Source organism: Pseudomonas sp. EggHat1 (assembly GCF_014892995.1).
In the GTDB taxonomy this organism is placed as follows: domain Bacteria; phylum Pseudomonadota; class Gammaproteobacteria; order Pseudomonadales; family Pseudomonadaceae; genus Aquipseudomonas; species Aquipseudomonas chaetocerotis.
In genome coordinates this window covers 16,512-31,997 of sequence record NZ_JACKQK010000013.1, presented here as the reverse complement: position 1 = coordinate 31,997, position 15,486 = coordinate 16,512, and the positions used below count along the sequence as shown (strand labels likewise).

13 protein-coding genes are annotated in these 15,486 nt (G+C 64.9%); 2 read left to right on the top strand and 11 right to left on the bottom strand.

Going from position 1 to position 15,486, the window contains the following annotated elements; translation table 11 throughout:
* Positions 1-155: 155 nt before the first annotated feature.
* The 11 genes from INS93_RS19000 to INS93_RS18950 form a co-directional block, all read right to left on the bottom strand.
* Positions 156-1,796, bottom strand: a complete 1,641-nt coding sequence (locus INS93_RS19000) for a BatD family protein (RefSeq protein ID WP_192984873.1) — start codon at positions 1,794-1,796, stop codon at positions 156-158.
* On the bottom strand, positions 1,793-3,550 hold the full coding sequence (locus tag INS93_RS18995) for a VWA domain-containing protein (protein WP_192984871.1): 1,758 nt from the start codon (positions 3,548-3,550) through the stop codon (positions 1,793-1,795). The genes INS93_RS19000 and INS93_RS18995 overlap by 4 nt, the downstream gene beginning before the upstream one ends.
* Complete coding sequence (locus tag INS93_RS18990) at positions 3,547-4,551, bottom strand: vWA domain-containing protein (RefSeq protein ID WP_192984869.1); 1,005 nt, start codon at positions 4,549-4,551, stop codon at positions 3,547-3,549. The genes INS93_RS18995 and INS93_RS18990 overlap by 4 nt, the downstream gene beginning before the upstream one ends.
* Entirely contained in the window at positions 4,544-5,038 is a 495-nt protein-coding gene (locus tag INS93_RS18985) for a DUF4381 domain-containing protein (RefSeq protein WP_192984867.1), read from the bottom strand. The genes INS93_RS18990 and INS93_RS18985 overlap by 8 nt, the downstream gene beginning before the upstream one ends.
* Positions 5,035-5,982 carry a DUF58 domain-containing protein gene (locus INS93_RS18980; protein ID WP_192984865.1) on the bottom strand — a complete coding sequence of 316 codons (948 nt, stop codon included), beginning with the start codon at positions 5,980-5,982 and terminating at the stop codon, positions 5,035-5,037. The genes INS93_RS18985 and INS93_RS18980 overlap by 4 nt, the downstream gene beginning before the upstream one ends.
* A gap of 100 nt (positions 5,983-6,082) precedes the next feature.
* On the bottom strand, positions 6,083-7,042 hold the full coding sequence (locus INS93_RS18975) for an AAA family ATPase (protein WP_160017528.1): 960 nt from the start codon (positions 7,040-7,042) through the stop codon (positions 6,083-6,085).
* A gap of 194 nt (positions 7,043-7,236) precedes the next feature.
* On the bottom strand, positions 7,237-8,166 hold the full coding sequence (locus tag INS93_RS18970) for a biotin-dependent carboxyltransferase family protein (RefSeq protein WP_192984863.1): 930 nt from the start codon (positions 8,164-8,166) through the stop codon (positions 7,237-7,239).
* On the bottom strand, positions 8,163-8,876 hold the full coding sequence (locus tag INS93_RS18965; RefSeq protein WP_192984861.1) for a 5-oxoprolinase subunit B family protein: 714 nt from the start codon (positions 8,874-8,876) through the stop codon (positions 8,163-8,165). The genes INS93_RS18970 and INS93_RS18965 overlap by 4 nt, the downstream gene beginning before the upstream one ends.
* The gene (locus tag INS93_RS18960) at positions 8,873-9,625 is read right to left on the bottom strand and encodes a 5-oxoprolinase subunit PxpA (protein WP_192984859.1); all 753 of its coding nucleotides are present in this window, start codon (positions 9,623-9,625) and stop codon (positions 8,873-8,875) included. The genes INS93_RS18965 and INS93_RS18960 overlap by 4 nt, the downstream gene beginning before the upstream one ends.
* A gap of 152 nt (positions 9,626-9,777) precedes the next feature.
* Complete coding sequence (locus INS93_RS18955; protein ID WP_192984857.1) at positions 9,778-11,661, bottom strand: methyl-accepting chemotaxis protein; 1,884 nt, start codon at positions 11,659-11,661, stop codon at positions 9,778-9,780.
* A gap of 138 nt (positions 11,662-11,799) precedes the next feature.
* The gene (locus INS93_RS18950) at positions 11,800-13,023 is read right to left on the bottom strand and encodes an OprD family porin (RefSeq protein WP_192984855.1); all 1,224 of its coding nucleotides are present in this window, start codon (positions 13,021-13,023) and stop codon (positions 11,800-11,802) included.
* Positions 13,024-13,294: 271 nt separating this feature from the next.
* Between INS93_RS18950 and INS93_RS18945 the strand changes: the two genes are divergently transcribed.
* Positions 13,295-14,239, top strand: a complete 945-nt coding sequence (locus INS93_RS18945; RefSeq protein WP_072425356.1) for a LysR family transcriptional regulator — start codon at positions 13,295-13,297, stop codon at positions 14,237-14,239.
* A 210-nt stretch (positions 14,240-14,449) separates the two neighbouring features.
* On the top strand, positions 14,450-15,427 hold the full coding sequence (locus INS93_RS18940) for a TRAP transporter substrate-binding protein (protein WP_017679075.1): 978 nt from the start codon (positions 14,450-14,452) through the stop codon (positions 15,425-15,427).
* Positions 15,428-15,486: the final 59 nt, after the last annotated feature.

Below are 15,486 nucleotides of genomic sequence, written 5' to 3'. Positions count from 1 at the left end.
AGCCCGGATGAAGTCCGGGGCTTCGTCGGCAGTACGTAGGGTGGGCCGGGCGGCGATCCGTTTCAGCCCACCAAGGTCAGCCGCTATTGGTGGGCTAAAGCCCACCCTACCACTTGCACGCCTCGAACTGCGTATCCTGCAAGCCCATCGCGCGCCTAGCGCGGGTACAGCGGCGGCAGCGCGCTGCTTTCCTGCGGCGCTGCGCTTGGCTCCTGTGCGGCAGGCAGGTTGCGAATCGCCTTCCACAGCTCCTCGCCTTGCCATTGCTGGCCAACTTCGCTGTACAGCGCGCCGTTGAGACCGTCCAGCGCGTCCGACAGCGGTACGTAGCGCGCGGCCATATCGGCGAGGGTTTCCGGCTGTTGGCGAGCCCAGGCGTCGAGTGCATGACGAGTGGCCTGGGCATCGCCGGCCTGGCAGGCGCGCTTGATGTCGTCGAGCAGCGTGCGTGGGCTGGGGCCGTTCTGCGCCGCGCGCTGGATCGCCGGTTGCCTGCGGGCATGCCACCACAAGCCGAAGCCGAGCAGCGTGGTCAGGCTCAGCACAGCGCAGGCCAGCTGCCATGGCCACAGTTGCGGCCCCTCGATGACCTGGGTCGTTACCATCGGCGTGTTGGGTTGCTCGTCGTTGTGCAGTTGCGGGTTCTCCGCGACCTGCAGCGTACGGGCGGAGAGGGTGGTGCGCTCCAGCGTGTCGGTCTGGGTGTTCCACCACATCACTTCCAGCGGCGGCAGATCGAAACTGCCGCTGCGATTGGGCACCAGCGCCTCGCGTTCTTCGCGGGTGCCGATGATGCCGTTCTCACTCTTCTGGTCGCTCATCTGCGGCTGATCTGGGTAGCGCCGCAGGCCGTCGACCTGGGTCGCCGGTAATGGCGGCAGTTGAGCGCTGGAGAGGCCATCGACCTTGAGAATCAGGCGGCGGGTCAGGGAATCGCCGACCTGGCTCTGCTCCGGTTGCGGGTTCCAGGTTTCCGCCAGGCCCAGGGCGCGCGCCGGTAGCCAGGGCACGTCAGCCGGGTAGTCCGCCGGCTTGGGTTTGACCTGTAGAGGAATGTCCGGTGATTTGACTCGCGAGACCTTGCCCGCGCGCGGTCCGAAAGGCAGGAAGTCGTTGTTGCGCGAGCGGTCGACCAGGGTCGCGCTGAAGGTCTGGCCCGGGATCAGCAGTTGGCCGCTGCGCTGCGGATAGATGGCGTACTGCAGTTCGATCACGCCGTGCAGCACGCCACCGATGCTCTTCTCGTAGGTGCGGGGTTCGCCCAGTTGTTCGACACGCGCATCCGCTATGCGCAGGGGCGTCAGGCTGCTGTCGTCGTACATGGACACCGAGTGGTAGATGCGCAGGGTCAGCACGGCCTGGGCCTGAACGTAGACATCCTCCTGATCGAGGCTGGCATCGATGAATACCGGTGCCAGCTGTTCGCCATTGCCGGCACTGACGGCTGCCTCGACGGTCAGCGTGATCGGCAGGGTTTCGGCGTCTTCCAGGCGGATCGCAGGGATCGTCACTTCGCCGTTGCGCCGTGGCTGCAGGGTCAGGATCCAGCGAGTGCTGGCGCGCGGCGTATCGCCGATGCTGCTCAGGCGATTGACCTGGCGGCTGCCAAGCACCTCGAAGTCTTCCTCCAGCGGCTTCAGGTCGGGGCGGCCGAAGCGGGTCGGGTCGGTCGATTCCAGCGTCAGCACCACGGTTTCGCCTTCACTCAGGCGTGTGCGGTCGACGCTGGCGAAAAAGGCTTCGGCATGGGCCTGCCCCGCGAGCACTAGAAGAAGCAGGAAGACCAGACGCTTCATCGATTCGAGTCCTGACGCTGTTGCTGTTCATACCAGAATTTGCGCCGCAGCAGTTCGGCCGGGTCATCCGGGATCTGCCGCAGCCATTGTTCCAGCGCTTGTCGGCGTTCGGCCGCCGTGCCCAGATCGGCTTCCGTTAGGGGTTGCTCAACGGGCTTGGCGTCGCCTGGGGGTTCACTGCTGGTGCTGGGTTGGGTGTCTTCCCCGGCGCCATTGGCGCTGCCCTGTACTTCGCTGTTTTCACTGTTCTCGCCAACACTGCCTGGTTGGCTGGGCTGCGTGGCAGTACTCTCGGCGGGCTGGCCGGCCGACGATTCATTCGGCTGCGATTGCTCGTTGGCTTGTTCCGGCTGCTCGGCCGAATCATCCTCGCCGGATTGCTGCTGATTTTCGCGCTGACGCAGCGCTTGCTCCACCAACGCCTTGTTTTGCTGTGCCGCGGCCAGCTCCGGCTGGCGCTCCAGGGCCTGCTCATAGGCATCCAGCGCGGCCTCCAGTTCGCCGGCCTTGGCCAGGGCATTGCCACGATTGTAATGATCGGCTGCGCTGTCGCCCTTGGCGAAACGCTCTGCGGCGGCGGCATAATCCTCGGCCTCGTAAAGCGCCTTGCCTTGCCACTGCGGATCGACGAAGCGTTGCGCGGCCTCGGCCGGACGTTGCGTCTGCAGCAGGCGCTGGCCCTGCTGATCAGGGCGCAGCCAGAGGTCGTCGAATTCGAAGGCATGGCTGCTCTGTGGCGGCAGCATCAGCAGTAATGGCAGGCAGAACAGCCAGCCGCGACGACCGGCGCAGGCGGCGAGCAACAGCAGTGGCAGCAGGAACCAGTAGCCCTGGTCGACATGACTGTCGAGCTGTGTCGGCTCACCCGCTGCGCGCATGGCCTGCGGGCCGTCGAGCAGGCCCAGGCGGCGCAGGTCATCGTCGTCCAGGCGGATCGGCGCATAGCGGCCGCCATGGGCTTCAGCGGTTTCCCGCAGGCCGCGCGCATCGAGGCGTGGAATCAGGATGGCGCCGCGCGAATCCTTGAGGAAGCTGCCGTCTTCCTGCACCACCGGCGCGCCTTCGCGACTGCCCACGCCGAGAATCAGCAGCGGTACCGAGCGTTTCTCCAGCGCTTGCTGGATGCCGCTGCGTTCCTCTTCATCAAGTGCGCTGGTAATCAGCAGCAGGCGACCCTGGCCCAGTTGCGCCTGGTCGAGCAGTTGCAGTGCGCGGGCCACAGCCAGATCGGCGCGCCGCCCCGGCTCCGGCATCAGTGAGGGTTTCAGTGCCTCCAGCAGGTTACGGCTGGTGGCCAGGTCATCGGACAGTGGCACCAGGCTGTGCGCGCTGCCGGCGTAGACGATGATCGCCGTCTGCGTATCGCGACGCGCTTCGAGCAGGTCGAACACTTTGCGCCGGGCCTGCTCCAGTCGATTGGGGCGGCCGTCGGTGGCGAGCATCTGCGGTGTCAGTTCGAGCACTATCAACAGTGGGTCGGCAGGTTTCTGGTTGCTCTGCTCGACGCGCTGCCAGCTGGGCCCGAGCAGCGCCAGTACGGCCAGCAGCCAGGCCAGGCCGAGCGCCAGCCAGGGCAGCTTGCTGGAGCGGCCGCTGCCCCCCTTGAGCAGCACCTGATGGAACGCCGCCGGCAACAGCAGTTGCCAGCGTCCGCTCTGACGCTCGCGATGCCACAGGCGCCAGAGCAACCAGGCCAGCAACGGCACGGCCAGCAGCCACAGTGGGCGCAGCCACTCAGGCCAGAGCAGGCTCATGCACGCCTCCGCAGCCGCTGCAGCAGGTCAGGCCACAGTATCTGGCCGACCAGTAACAGCGAGCCCAGTAGCGCCAGCGCCAGCGGCCAGGCATAGAGCGCCAGGGCCGGGCGGGCTAGGGTCGGTTGCTGGGCGACCGGCTCGAGGCGGTCGAGGGTCAGTTCGATCTGCTGCAGCTCGGCCTGATCGCGCGCGCGGAAATACTCCCCACCCGTGACGTCAGTGATCGCGCGCAGGCTGGTTTCGTCCAGATCCAGGGCGCTGAAGCCGAAGCTGCCGAAGGCACCGCTTTGCTGCGGATCGGCGCCGATGCCGATGGCATAGATGCGCACGCCTTCATCGGCGGCCAGTTGCGCGGCCACCATCGGATCGATCTCGCCACCGTTATTGGCGCCGTCGGTGATCAGCACCAGCACGCGGCTTTGCGCCGGGCGCTGGCGCAGGCGTTTCACTGCCAGGCCGATGGCATCGCCGATGGCGGTGTTCTTGCCGGCGATGCCGATCATGGCTTCGTCCAGCCAGGTGCGTACCGTATGGCGGTCGAAGGTCAGCGGTGCCTGCAGATAAGCCTGGCTGCCGAACAGGATCAGGCCGACCCGATCACCACGGCGGCCTTCGATAAAATCGCCGAGCAGGCGTTTGACCAGTTCCAGGCGGCTGATGGGCTCGTCGTCCCACTGCATGTCGGCGTAATCCATGGAGCCGGAGACATCCACCGCCAGCAGCAGGTCGCGGCCGCTGGCGGGCAGTGGCAGGGGGGCGCCGACCCACTGCGGCCGGGCAGCGGCGCACAGCAGCAGGCACCAGAGCAGCACCAGCGGGGCTTGCTGACGCCAGCTGGGCAGAGCGGCGCGGGCGCGGCGCCCGCTCAGGGCCTGCAGCTCGTCGAGAAAACCGACGCGCAGCGCTGCGTCGCCACTGTCGGCTGGCGGCAGCAGCAGGCGCAGCAGCCAGGGCAGCGGCGCGAGCAGAAAGACCCAGGGCCAGGCGAACTCAAACATGCTTGCGAATCCAGATGGCGATGGCCTGATCGAGCTCCACGATGGCTTTGTCGCTCAGGGTGCACTGTGGCCTGTAGCCGCCATCGACCAGGATCATCCAGCGGGTCAGGCCCGCCGCTGGGCAGCGGTTATCGAGAAACGCCAGCCAGGCGCGGCTGCTTAGGGTGTGGCTGGCGCTCTCGGGATAGCGTTCGCGGCACAGGCGCTTGAGCAGGGCGTTGAGCTGCTGCAGCCAGGGGCCAGCCGGGGCGCCGTCATAAGGTTTGCTCAAGCGCGACAGTTCATCGAGCGCCGCCTGGCGCAGCGGGTCGAGTGGCTGCTGCGTAGCCTCCTTGGGTGCGCGTCGGCGCCAGTTGCGCAGCAAACGCCACAGTCCCCAGCCGAGCAGTGGCAGCAGCACGGCCAGCAACCACCAGCCCGGAGCCGGCGGCCACCAGAGTACGGCGGGCGGATCGATCAGCGGCTGCAACTGGTCGATGGGGTTCATAGCGACTTTCTCGAATGCAGGGTGCTGAGCTGTTCCTGCAATTGCTCGACCAGTTCGAACTGGGTGCTCAGCGGCAGCAGCGGCACACCGAGCTTCTGCGTCAGGCGCTGCCAGCGTGCTTCACGGGCCTGGGCCTGGGCGCGATAGGCCTGGCGCAGGTCAGCATTATGGCTGTCGAGCTCCAGCTGTGCGCCGTTCTGGGTAAAGCGCAGCAGGCCGGCGGCCGGCAGGGCGTGATCGAGCGGGTCGGACAGCGGCAGCAGCAACAGATCGGTATGGCGCGCGAGCAGGGTCAACTGCTGTTCGGCGTTATCGCTGAGGGCGCGCTCATCGCACAGCACGATCACCAGGCTACCCGGGCGCAGGACTTCGCGAGCGCGACGCAGGGCCAGGCCGAAGTTGTCGCGGCCGGTGTTGGCCTGGCTCTCCGGGCCGAGCGCCTGGTTGGCGCGGGCCAGCAGGTTGAGCAGTTGCAGCAGACTCTGCTTGCTGCGCCGTGGTTTGACTTCGTGATGGTCGTTATCGGCGAACACCAGGCCGCCGATGCGGTCGTTATGGCCCAGCGCGGCCCAGCCGATCAGCGCTGCGGCGCGTGCGGCCAGCACTGACTTGAAGCACTGGCCGGAGCCGAAGAACAGGCGCTGGCTCTGCTCGGTGATGATGAAGATGGGGCGTTCGCGCTCTTCGTGGAACAGCTTGGTGTGCGGCTCCTGGGTGCGTGCGGTGACGCGCCAGTCGATGGTGCGCACGTCGTCGCCCGGCTGGTAAACGCGCACCTGGTCGAAGTCCACGCCGCGACCGCGCAGCTTGGAGTGGTGCAGGCCGATCAACGGGCTGCGCCGGGCAGGTGTCGAGAACAGCGGCACCTCATGCACCTTGTGGCGCATGTCGATCAGCTCGCCGAGGGCGATATGGATGCCGGGTTGGCTGGCGGGGTTTTGCATGGGCTTCAGCCCGTAGCCCGGATGCAATCCGGGGAGGCAGCGTGATCAGCCCCGGATTGCATCCGGGCTACGTGGGACAGGCGCATGGGGCGCGGCTGCATCAAGCCACCGCCACCACGTCGAGGATGCGCTGGATCACGCGGTCCTGATCGACGCCCGAGGCCTCGGCCTCGAAGGACAGGATGATGCGATGGCGCAGCACGTCGAACAGCACCGCCTGGATATCCTCGGGGCTGACGAAGTCGCGTCCGGCCAGCCAGGCGTGGGCGCGTGCGCAGCGGTCGAGGGCAATGGAGCCGCGCGGGCTGGCGCCATAGGCGATCCAGTCGGCCAGCTCGGCATCGAACTTGGCCGGCGTGCGGCTGGCCATGACCAGTTGCACCAGGTATTCCTCCACGGCATCGGCCATGTACAGGCCGAGGATTTCCTTGCGCGCGGCGAACACCGCCTGCTGGCTGACCCGGTGCTCGGGCTTGGCCTCACCGTTGAGCGCATCGCCACGGGCCTGGGCGAGGATCTTGCGCTCCACTGCCGCATCGGGAAAACCGATCTTCACGTGCATCAGGAAGCGGTCGAGCTGCGCTTCCGGCAGCGGGTAGGTGCCTTCCTGTTCGATGGGGTTCTGCGTGGCCATGACCAGAAACAGCGGCGACAGGTCGTAGGTGCTGCGGCCTACCGAGACCTGGCGCTCGGCCATGGCTTCGAGCAGCGCCGATTGCACCTTGGCCGGGGCGCGGTTGATCTCGTCGGCCAGTACCAGGTTGTGAAAGATCGGCCCCTGCTGGAACACGAAGCTGCCGGTTTCCGGGCGATAGATCTCAGTGCCGGTGATGTCCGCCGGCAACAGGTCGGGGGTGAACTGGATGCGATGGAACTCGCCCTCGATACCCTCGGCCAGCTCCTTGATCGCCTTGGTCTTGGCCAGACCGGGGGCGCCCTCGACCAGCAAATGGCCGTCGGCGAGCAGCGCGATCAGCAAACGCTCGATGAGCCTTTCCTGGCCGAGAATCTGAGTGGAGAGAAATTGGCGTAACGCGAGCAGCGCTTCACGGTGTTCCATCGTCGGGCTCTTCTGGCGGATGGGCGGGGCTTTTCACGGCCGCGCGTGCAGACCGCCGACTTTAATGCATTTGCGGCTTCAGCCGCTATCTGCGGCGCGGGTCATGAACAGTCTGGCAACAGAAATGCGAGGGACGTCGCCAACGCTGAAATGCCCGCCCTTGGCGAGGGCGGGTCATATAGCCGGGGGCGACGCTATTGCCACTGCGCCAGGAGCCGGCGCTGGGCGAGCAGGGCGCTGTCCTGCGTGGTGGGCGCAAACTGTACGCTCTGCCCCGGCAGGCATTGTGCCAGCTGAGCCACGGCCTGCGGCGTCAGGGCGCCGAGGCGCGGGTAGCCACCGATGGTCTGGCGGTCGTTGAGCAGGATGATCGGTTGGCCATCCGGCGGCACCTGCACGGCGCCCAGCGGGATGCCTTCGGAGATCATCGAACTGCGTTGGCATTGCAGCTGCGGGCCGTTGAGACGAATGCCCATGCGGTCGGCACGCTGGTCGATCAGCCATTGGCTGTTGAAGGCATCGAACAGACTCTGGCCGCGGAAGTCGCCGATCTGTGCACCCAACACCAACTGCAGACGTGGCGCATCTCGGTACTCGGGGATGAACTCGGTGGGCATCTGCCGCGTTGCGCGGGTTCTGCCGGTCCAGGCCAGCGAGTCGCCGACAGCGATGGCGCGGCCATCGCCCTGCAGGCCACCAAGGCCTTCGCGCAGCATGCTGGCGCAGCTGCCCAGCACCAGCGGCGCCTCAAATCCACCTGGCGCTGCGAGATAGGCGCGCGCGCCCTGGCGCGGCTGAGCGAAACTCAGGCGCTGGCCCTTGCGCACTTCGAAGCTGCGCCAGGGCGCCAGCGGCTGGTCGTCCAGCCGCGCACCGAGGTCGGCACCGGTCAGTGCCAGGGTGGCGTCGCGGCTGCATTCGAAATCGGCATTGCCCAGGGTGATCTCCACCACAGCGGCAGTCAGCGGGTTGCCCAGCAGCCAGTTGGCCCAGCGATGGGCGATCCAGTCCAGGGCTCCGCACTGGGTCACGCCGAGGTGGCGCACGCCGAAACGGCCAGCATCCTGCAGTTGAATGAAAGGGCTGCTGCGCAATACGCGCAGGCCGCCATCGATAGCACTCATTGACCGGTCTCCAGCGGACTGTCGTCGCCGCCCAGGCGGATGAATTCGGCGCGCTCGATGGGTACGAAACGCACTCGGTCACCGGGTTGCAGCAGGCTGTAGCCTTCGATGTCGCTGCCGAACAGGCGACTCGGCGTGCGCCCGATCAGGTTCCAGCCACCGGGCGAAACCACCGGGTAGGCGGCCGTCTGCCGTTCGGCGATGCCGACGCTGCCGGCGGCGATGCGCTTGCGCGGCGTGCTCAGGCGCGGCGCGGCGAGGATTTCCTCGACCAGGCCCATGAAGGCGAAGCCGGGCGCGAAACCCAGGGCGAATACCTGATAGGCATGACCGCTGTGCCGGGCGATCACCTCGGCCTCACTGAGCCCGCTGCGCCGTGCCAGCAGTTGCAGCTCAGGGCCGACGCTGCGGTCGTACCAGGTGGGCAACTGATGCTCGCGGCCGCCTTGCAGATCGGCAGGCTGCAAGCCATCGAGTGCTTCGGTGACCTTCGCGCGCGCCTGCTCGCTGTCGAGTTGGCACAGGTCGTAGTGCAGCAGCAGCGTGGTATAGGAGGGCACCAGGTCGATCAGCGCGTCGCCGAATGCGTCCTGCAGGCGCGTGCGTGCCGCCAGCATCCACGGCATGTTGGCCTCATCGATAACGTCGAACAGGCGCAGGATCAGGCTGTCGATGCCGGCCACTTCCAGCCTGGCGTTGGGCGCCTTCATGCCTGAACCAGGCTGTCGAAGGCCTGGCGGATGCGCCTGACGGCGGCGACCGAACTGGCGTTGTCGCCATGCACGCACAGCGTCTGCGCGGCCAGGTGCAGTGCGCTGCCGTCGCTGGCCTGCAGGGCCTCGCCACGCGCCAGGGTCAGCGCCTGGCTGACGATCACCTCGCTGTCGTGATGCACGGCACCCGGCAGGCTGCGGCTGACCAGGAAACCGGCGGCATCATAGGCGCGGTCGGCGAAAGCCTCGAACCACAGGGTCAGGCCGAATTCGTCGCCCAGCGCCTGGGCGGCACTGTTGTCGCGGGTACACATCAGCATCAGCGGCAGCTGGCGGTCGTACCTGGCCACGGCGCTCATCACCGCGCGCAGGGTGGCGGGTTTGCGCATCATGTCCTGATACAGCGCGCCGTGCGGTTTGACGTAGCTGACACGCGTGCCCTGGCTGCGGCAGATGCCTTCCAGCGCACCGATCTGGTAGAGCATCAGGTCTTCGACTTCCTGCGGCGTGCAGTCCATCGAGCGACGGCCGAAGCCGACCAGGTCCTGATAGGCGGTGTGCGCGCCGATGCGTACGTCATGGGCCACGGCCAGGGCCACGGTCTTACGCATCACGCTGGGGTCCGAGGCATGGAAACCGCAGGCGATGTTGGCGCAGTCGATGTAGGGCATTACCTCGGCGTCCAGGCCCATGGTCCAGGCGCCGAAGCTTTCGCCGATGTCACAGTTCAGAAGCAGATCGTTCACGCGGGAGCTCCTCAGGCAGGCAGCCGGTAAGCCGGTGCTGGCGCGGCTTGCGACGGCCGTAGCCGTCATCCATGGCTGTCATTTTTCAACGGCCTGCCGGAGGCGTCCAACTAATTAAAGCGTGCGCCCGATATAGGAAAAGTCGATGAGGCTCAGGCCAGGCGGAACTGCCTGGCGCTACGTCCCAGTGCATCGACCTGGGATGACAAGCCCTCGGTATGGCCGCCCAGGGTATGGCGCAGGTCCTTGCTCTGCCCGGTATGCACGTTGATGGTTTCCATCTTGTCGGCGATGTCCTCGGTGGTGGTGGAGACTTCCTCGATGGCCACCACGACCTGGTTCATTTCGCCGGTCAGGCGCTCCATCGCCGAGGTGATGGCGCTGATGGCGTCGGCCACCTGAGCGGCATGTCGCTCGCTGTCGGCAGCCAGGTTCAGGCCGTTGCTCATCAACTGATGCATGTGCCGGGTCTGTTGCTGGAACTCGCCGACGATGGCGCTGATGTCGGTGGTTGCCGAGACCGTTTTCTGCGCCAGCGAGCGCACCTCATCGGCCACCACCGAGAAGCCGCGTCCGGCATCGCCAGCCCGGGCCGCCTCGATAGCCGCGTTGAGGGCGAGCAGATTGGTCTGGTCGGCGAGACTGTTGATCACATCGACGATACCGTTGACCCGCGCGCTGCTGTGTCCGAGGGCATCGACCTGGCTGTGTGTGTCCTGAATCAGCTGCGCCAGGCGACTCATGCTGTCGACACTGGCGGCGATCACTTCGCCGCCGTTACGTGCCGCATCGTAGGCGCTGGTGGTGGCGGTGCCGACTTGCGCCGTGCGCTGCGCCATGTCGTTGAGGGTGGCGCTGATCTGATGCGAGGCCGAGGCGGCCTGCTCGGTCTGCATTTCCACCTGGGTGCTGTTATCACCCAACTGACGCATGGCATCGCCCAGGTGATGGTGCAGACGGCTCAGCTCGCCGTTGGCGCGCACCACGTCGGCAACGATACCGCCGATGCCCTGGATCATGCGGTTGGCGGCGTCGGCCAGTTGATTGAATTCGTCATGCGGGTTGCTGCCCACCGGCAGTTTGCCGGTGAGATCGCCGGAGGCGACCTGAGTGAGCAACTGAATGACGTTGCGCAGGCGGCTGACCAAGGTGCGTGACGCCTGCAGCAAGGTGAAGCAGAGCAGGGCGGCAACGGCGAGGAAGCTCAGCCCCATCATCCACAGTGCGGACAGGCGGGCCTGCTCGGCTTCCTGCGTGCGGCGCAGCAACAGGCCGCTCTGCAGCGCTTGTGCCTGCTCTTCGATACGCGTCTGCAACTGCTCGCCCAACTGTCGCAGGCGCTGATTGGTCGCGTTGATGCGCTCGATGTTGCCATGGATATCCGTGAACGCCTGGGCATAGCCCTGCACGTTCTTGCCAATCGGCGTGTCCTGCCATTCAAGGTCTGCGATCTGTTCCTGCAATTTGCCGATGGCCGTCAGGGCAATCTGGGCGAACGCCGGGTCGAAGGTCGACAGGTAGTCACGCTGGCTGCTCAGGGCACTGCTAATGAAGGGTTTGATCAGGTCGAAACTGATCGCCTCCAGGGCCTTGCCTTTCTCCGTCAACGTCTTGCGCTGGCCTTCGAAGGGGGTCAGCCCCAGAGCCTGATTGAAGCTCAGCCACTGGCGCTGCTGGGCCAGTTCCTCGAGCAGCACGGCCTGGATCTGCTGGGCGTGTTGCAAGGTCGCGCCGTCTTCCAGCGCTTGGGCTTGCGTCAACAGTTGTCCGATGAGTTCTTGCAGCTCATTGAGGCCGCTGTCGAACTCTGCCTGCAGGTCAGGCGTGATCTGCTGGCGCAGTGCGTTCTGTTGCCACCAGCGGTTCATCAGCTGGGTACTGGCGCTGGCATAGGCTGCCGCCTGCTCCCTTGCCTGCAATGCACTGCTGACGCGATGGTTGGCCCATAACGAGGCGGCCGCCATCAGAATCAGGCTGATCAGGGTGAGCGCGACAAGGGCGCGGAATTTTTGTTGCCAGGACAGTAAAAAGCTCACGTTAACGCCTCGCCATCTTCTTCGGGATGATGCTCAGGAATCGGCAAGTTGTCATACAACTTGATTAAAAGTCTATGGCCGTGTTGTTTCCCGAGAAATGCGAACGGGGCCGCAAGGGCCCCGTGATGAGTTGAATGCTTACCAAAGCGCCAGGGTGTAGCTGAGAATCAGGCGGTTCTCGTCAAGATCGTTGCCGAAATTGGAGCGAACGGTGGCATTACGCCATTTCAGCCCCAGGTTCTTCAGCGGACCGTTCTGTACCACGTAGGCGATATCGGTATTGCGTTCCCATTCCTTGCCTTCGCTGCTGCGGCCCGCCACTTCGACGTTGTCACCGGAGATATAGCGGGTCATGAAGGTCAGCCCGGGGATGCCGATGCTGGCGAAGTTGTAGTCGTAGCGTACCTGCCAGGAACGCTCCTCGACGTTGGCGAAGTCGTTGATCTGCACGAAGTTGACCAGGAACGGGTCGCTGCTGGCGATGTACGGGAACGGATCGTCACCGCTCATGCGCTGGTAGCCGGCGCCGACGGCGTGGCCGCCCAGGCTGTAGGTGAACATGGCGCCGAAGGCCTTGTTGTCGAGGTCACGGAAGTTGCCGTCCTCACGGCTTTGCGAGTAGCGCAGGTCGGTTTTGAACGACTGGCCATCGCCCAGCGGCAGTACGTGCACTAGCGTGCCGTAGTACTGCTGGTAGATATCCTCGAGGGTGCCGTAGTGCAGGCCGGCGGTCAGTTGCGGGGTGAGCTTGTACTCGCCGCCGCCGAACACGAAGGAATCGCTGCTGCCGCCGATGCGGTTGCCGGTCATCTCGGTGTAGTCGGTGGAGCTGTTGGCCTTGATGCGGTTGATCTTGCCGCCCTGCAACGTCAGGTTGTCGACTTCCTGTACGTTGAGCAGCGCGCCCTGGAAGGTCTGCGGCAGCAGGCGCGAGTCGTTGGCCGAGACGATCGGGCTGCGAAAGTGCAGGGCGCCAGCTTTCAGTGTGCTGTTGGAGACCTTCACTTTGGCGGTCAGGCCGAGCTTGGAATACTCATCCTGCGAGCCGCCGGAGCCATCGGCCGGGAGCAGGCCGCTGCCAGCGGTGCCGTCACCGGAGTCGAGCTTCACACCGAGCATCCCCAATGCATCGATACCAAAGCCGACGGTGCCCTCGGTGTAGCCGGACTCCATGCGCAGCAGAAAGCCTTGCGCCCATTCCTCGGCCTTGTCACGGGCGCCGCTCTGACGGAAATCACGGTTGAAGTAGAAGTTGCGCATCTCGACGCTGGCCTTGCTGTCAGCGATGAAATCGGCATGCGCGAGGGTTGGCAGGCCGCCGCCGAGCAACAGCGCGGATGCCAATGAGTAATGGGGTTTCATGGTGCAGTGTCTCCTGTTGGGAGCGCGCAGCCGACGAGAGCGGCTGCTTGGCAGAGCGCGTTTTGAATGATGTTGTTGTGGTCTGCGCAGAGCGCGGCGCCATTCTTCAAAGCGTTGTTCGGCTGCGTCCAACGAGAAAAAACAGGGGGCCAGCGATAGGAAAATTCATCGGCTGTGCGAAAAACCTCTGGCATACAACCTGCTACGCCTGAGGCTGCGTGGGCGCTGCAAATCAGCCCCTGAGAAGAACATTGCGAAGAGGCGGTACGGCATGAATCTGAGATTTCTCGAGACCTTCGTCTGGGTGGCACGGCTCAAGAGCTTCCGCCTGACAGCCGAGAAGCTGTTCAGCACCCAGGCGTCCATTTCCAGCCGCATCGCCGCGCTCGAGGATGAACTCGGCACCCGTCTTTTTCTGCGTGATTCCAAGGGCGTATCGCTGACCCCGGAAGGGCAGAAGGTGCTCGAATATGCCGAGCGCATGATCGACACCATGCAGGCCTTGAAGCAGTCGATCAGCGACACCGGCAACATACAGGGGCGTATTCGCGTCGGGGCGATGGATACCGTCATTCACACCTGGTTGAGTCCGTTCGTAACACGGGTGATGGAGCGCTACCCTGCAGTAGAGATCGAGCTGACCGCCGACACCGCGCGCAACCTCAACGAGCAATTGCTCAAGGGCTATCTGGATATCGTGTTCCAGACCGACATGGTCAACGGCGACAGTGTGCGCAACCTGGAACTGGCTGCCTTTCCGGTGCGTTGGATCGTTCCGACCGGTTCGCTGTACCACCGCAGCTATGCCTCGATGGAGGAGCTTGCACGCGAGCGCATCATCACCTTCTCGAAGAATTCGCGGCCGCATCAGGACATTCTCAACCTGCTGCATGCCGGCAGCGTCAGCGCGCCACGTATCAACTGCGTCAATTCCATTGCCGCAATGACGCGTCTGGTGCGCGACGGTTTCGGTATCGGCGCGCTGCCGCCAGCGCTGGTACATGACGAACTCAAGCAAGGCCTGCTGAGCATTCTCGACGAAGTGCCCGAGCCGCCGCCCTTGCCGGTGGTTGCCACCTGGCGCACGGGCGTGGGTCTCGAGCTCAGCGAGGACATCATCGCCCTGGCCTGCGAAGCGCTGGACGTCTACGCCGAGGAAATGGGCGAGGCCTGCATGGCACGGGTCGCACCAGCGCCGGAACAGCAAAGCGCCTGATTAATCTCCATTCGCTGGTCTGCGGGCCCGGAAACGGCTGCCCGCTGCTGGTGCATTTGTCGCGAAAACGCCCCTTTTCATCCCATAACGATTTCCGATCATGCGCCTCCGGTTTTTCTAGTTGGACAGGGCAGGGCGATGCGCTGAGACTCGAAATCGTCTTCCAGCCGCGCCTTGCGGCGCACAAAAAACAATGAACAGGAGAGCACCATGAAAAGCATCGCATCGCGTTTCGCCATTACCGCTCTGGCTTGCGCACTGGGCTTCGGTGCCCAGGCCGCCGAGCGCTGGAACATGACCGCCGAGAACCCCGATGGCAACTTCATCACCACCGTGGCCAAGGAGTTCGCGCAGGACGTGGAAAAAGCCAGTAACGGCGAACTGCTTATTCGCGTGCACGCCAACTCGGTGCTGTTCAAGCGCCCCGAGGTCAAGCGCGCCGTACAGACCGGCCAGGTGCAGGTAGGTGATGTACTGATGTCGGTGCTGGGCAACGAAGATCCGATCTTCGAAATCGACAGCGTGCCGTTTCTGGTGCGCAATTACGAGCAGGCTCAGGCCCTGTGGGACGCGAGCCGCCCGGCTGTGGAAGAACGCCTGGCCAAGCAGGGCATCAAGCTGCTGTACGCCATGCCCTGGTCGCCGCAGAGCATCTTCACCAAGACGCCGATCGCGAGCATGGATGACTTCAAGGGCATGAAATTTCGTGCCTACAACCCGGCCACTTCGCGCATGACCGAATTGATGGGCGCAGTGCCGACCGTGATCCAGACCGGCGAAATACCGCAAGCCTTCAGTACCGGCATGATCAACGGCATGCTCACCTCGCCGACCACAGGTGTGGACTCCCAGGCCTGGGATTTCTCTTCTTACTACTATGACGTCAAGGCGTTCATTCCGAAGAACTTCGTCATCGTCAACGCCCGCGCCTTCGCCCGCCTGCCGGAAGCGACCCAGGCGGCCGTGCTGGCTGCCGCTGAGCGTGCCGAAAAACGTGGCTGGGCGATTGCCCAGGAGAAGACCAGTGAGCTGGTCAAGACCCTGGCCGACAATGGCATGCAGGTATCCGAGCAGGCCCCGGCGGCGGTGGAGAGCGGCTTCGAGCAGATCGGCCAGAGCATGACCGATGAGTGGCTCAAGCGCGCCGGTGCCGATGGCAAGGCGATTCTCGATACTTACCAGCCTTGATTCTGCTGCCCGCCGCTATCCTGGCGGCGGGCTTTTTCTCGTGGCTTGCCCAGGGAGCC

Bases quoted from the DNA above. Each gene is read 5' to 3' on its own strand.
- INS93_RS18975 (WP_160017528.1), bottom strand. From the start codon at position 7,042: ATGGAACACCGTGAAGCGCTGCTCGCGTTACGCCAATTTCTCTCCACT.
- INS93_RS18995 (WP_192984871.1), bottom strand. From the start codon at position 3,550: ATGAGCCTGCTCTGGCCTGAGTGGCTGCGCCCACTGTGGCTGCTGGCC.
- INS93_RS18940 (WP_017679075.1), top strand. From the start codon at position 14,450: ATGAAAAGCATCGCATCGCGTTTCGCCATTACCGCTCTGGCTTGCGCA.
- INS93_RS18985 (WP_192984867.1), bottom strand. From the start codon at position 5,038: ATGAACCCCATCGACCAGTTGCAGCCGCTGATCGATCCGCCCGCCGTA.
- INS93_RS18990 (WP_192984869.1), bottom strand. From the start codon at position 4,551: ATGTTTGAGTTCGCCTGGCCCTGGGTCTTTCTGCTCGCGCCGCTGCCC.
- INS93_RS18965 (WP_192984861.1), bottom strand. From the start codon at position 8,876: ATGAAGGCGCCCAACGCCAGGCTGGAAGTGGCCGGCATCGACAGCCTG.
- INS93_RS18950 (WP_192984855.1), bottom strand. From the start codon at position 13,023: ATGAAACCCCATTACTCATTGGCATCCGCGCTGTTGCTCGGCGGCGGC.
- INS93_RS18970 (WP_192984863.1), bottom strand. From the start codon at position 8,166: ATGAGTGCTATCGATGGCGGCCTGCGCGTATTGCGCAGCAGCCCTTTC.
- INS93_RS19000 (WP_192984873.1), bottom strand. From the start codon at position 1,796: ATGAAGCGTCTGGTCTTCCTGCTTCTTCTAGTGCTCGCGGGGCAGGCC.
- INS93_RS18945 (WP_072425356.1), top strand. From the start codon at position 13,295: ATGAATCTGAGATTTCTCGAGACCTTCGTCTGGGTGGCACGGCTCAAG.
- INS93_RS18980 (WP_192984865.1), bottom strand. From the start codon at position 5,982: ATGCAAAACCCCGCCAGCCAACCCGGCATCCATATCGCCCTCGGCGAG.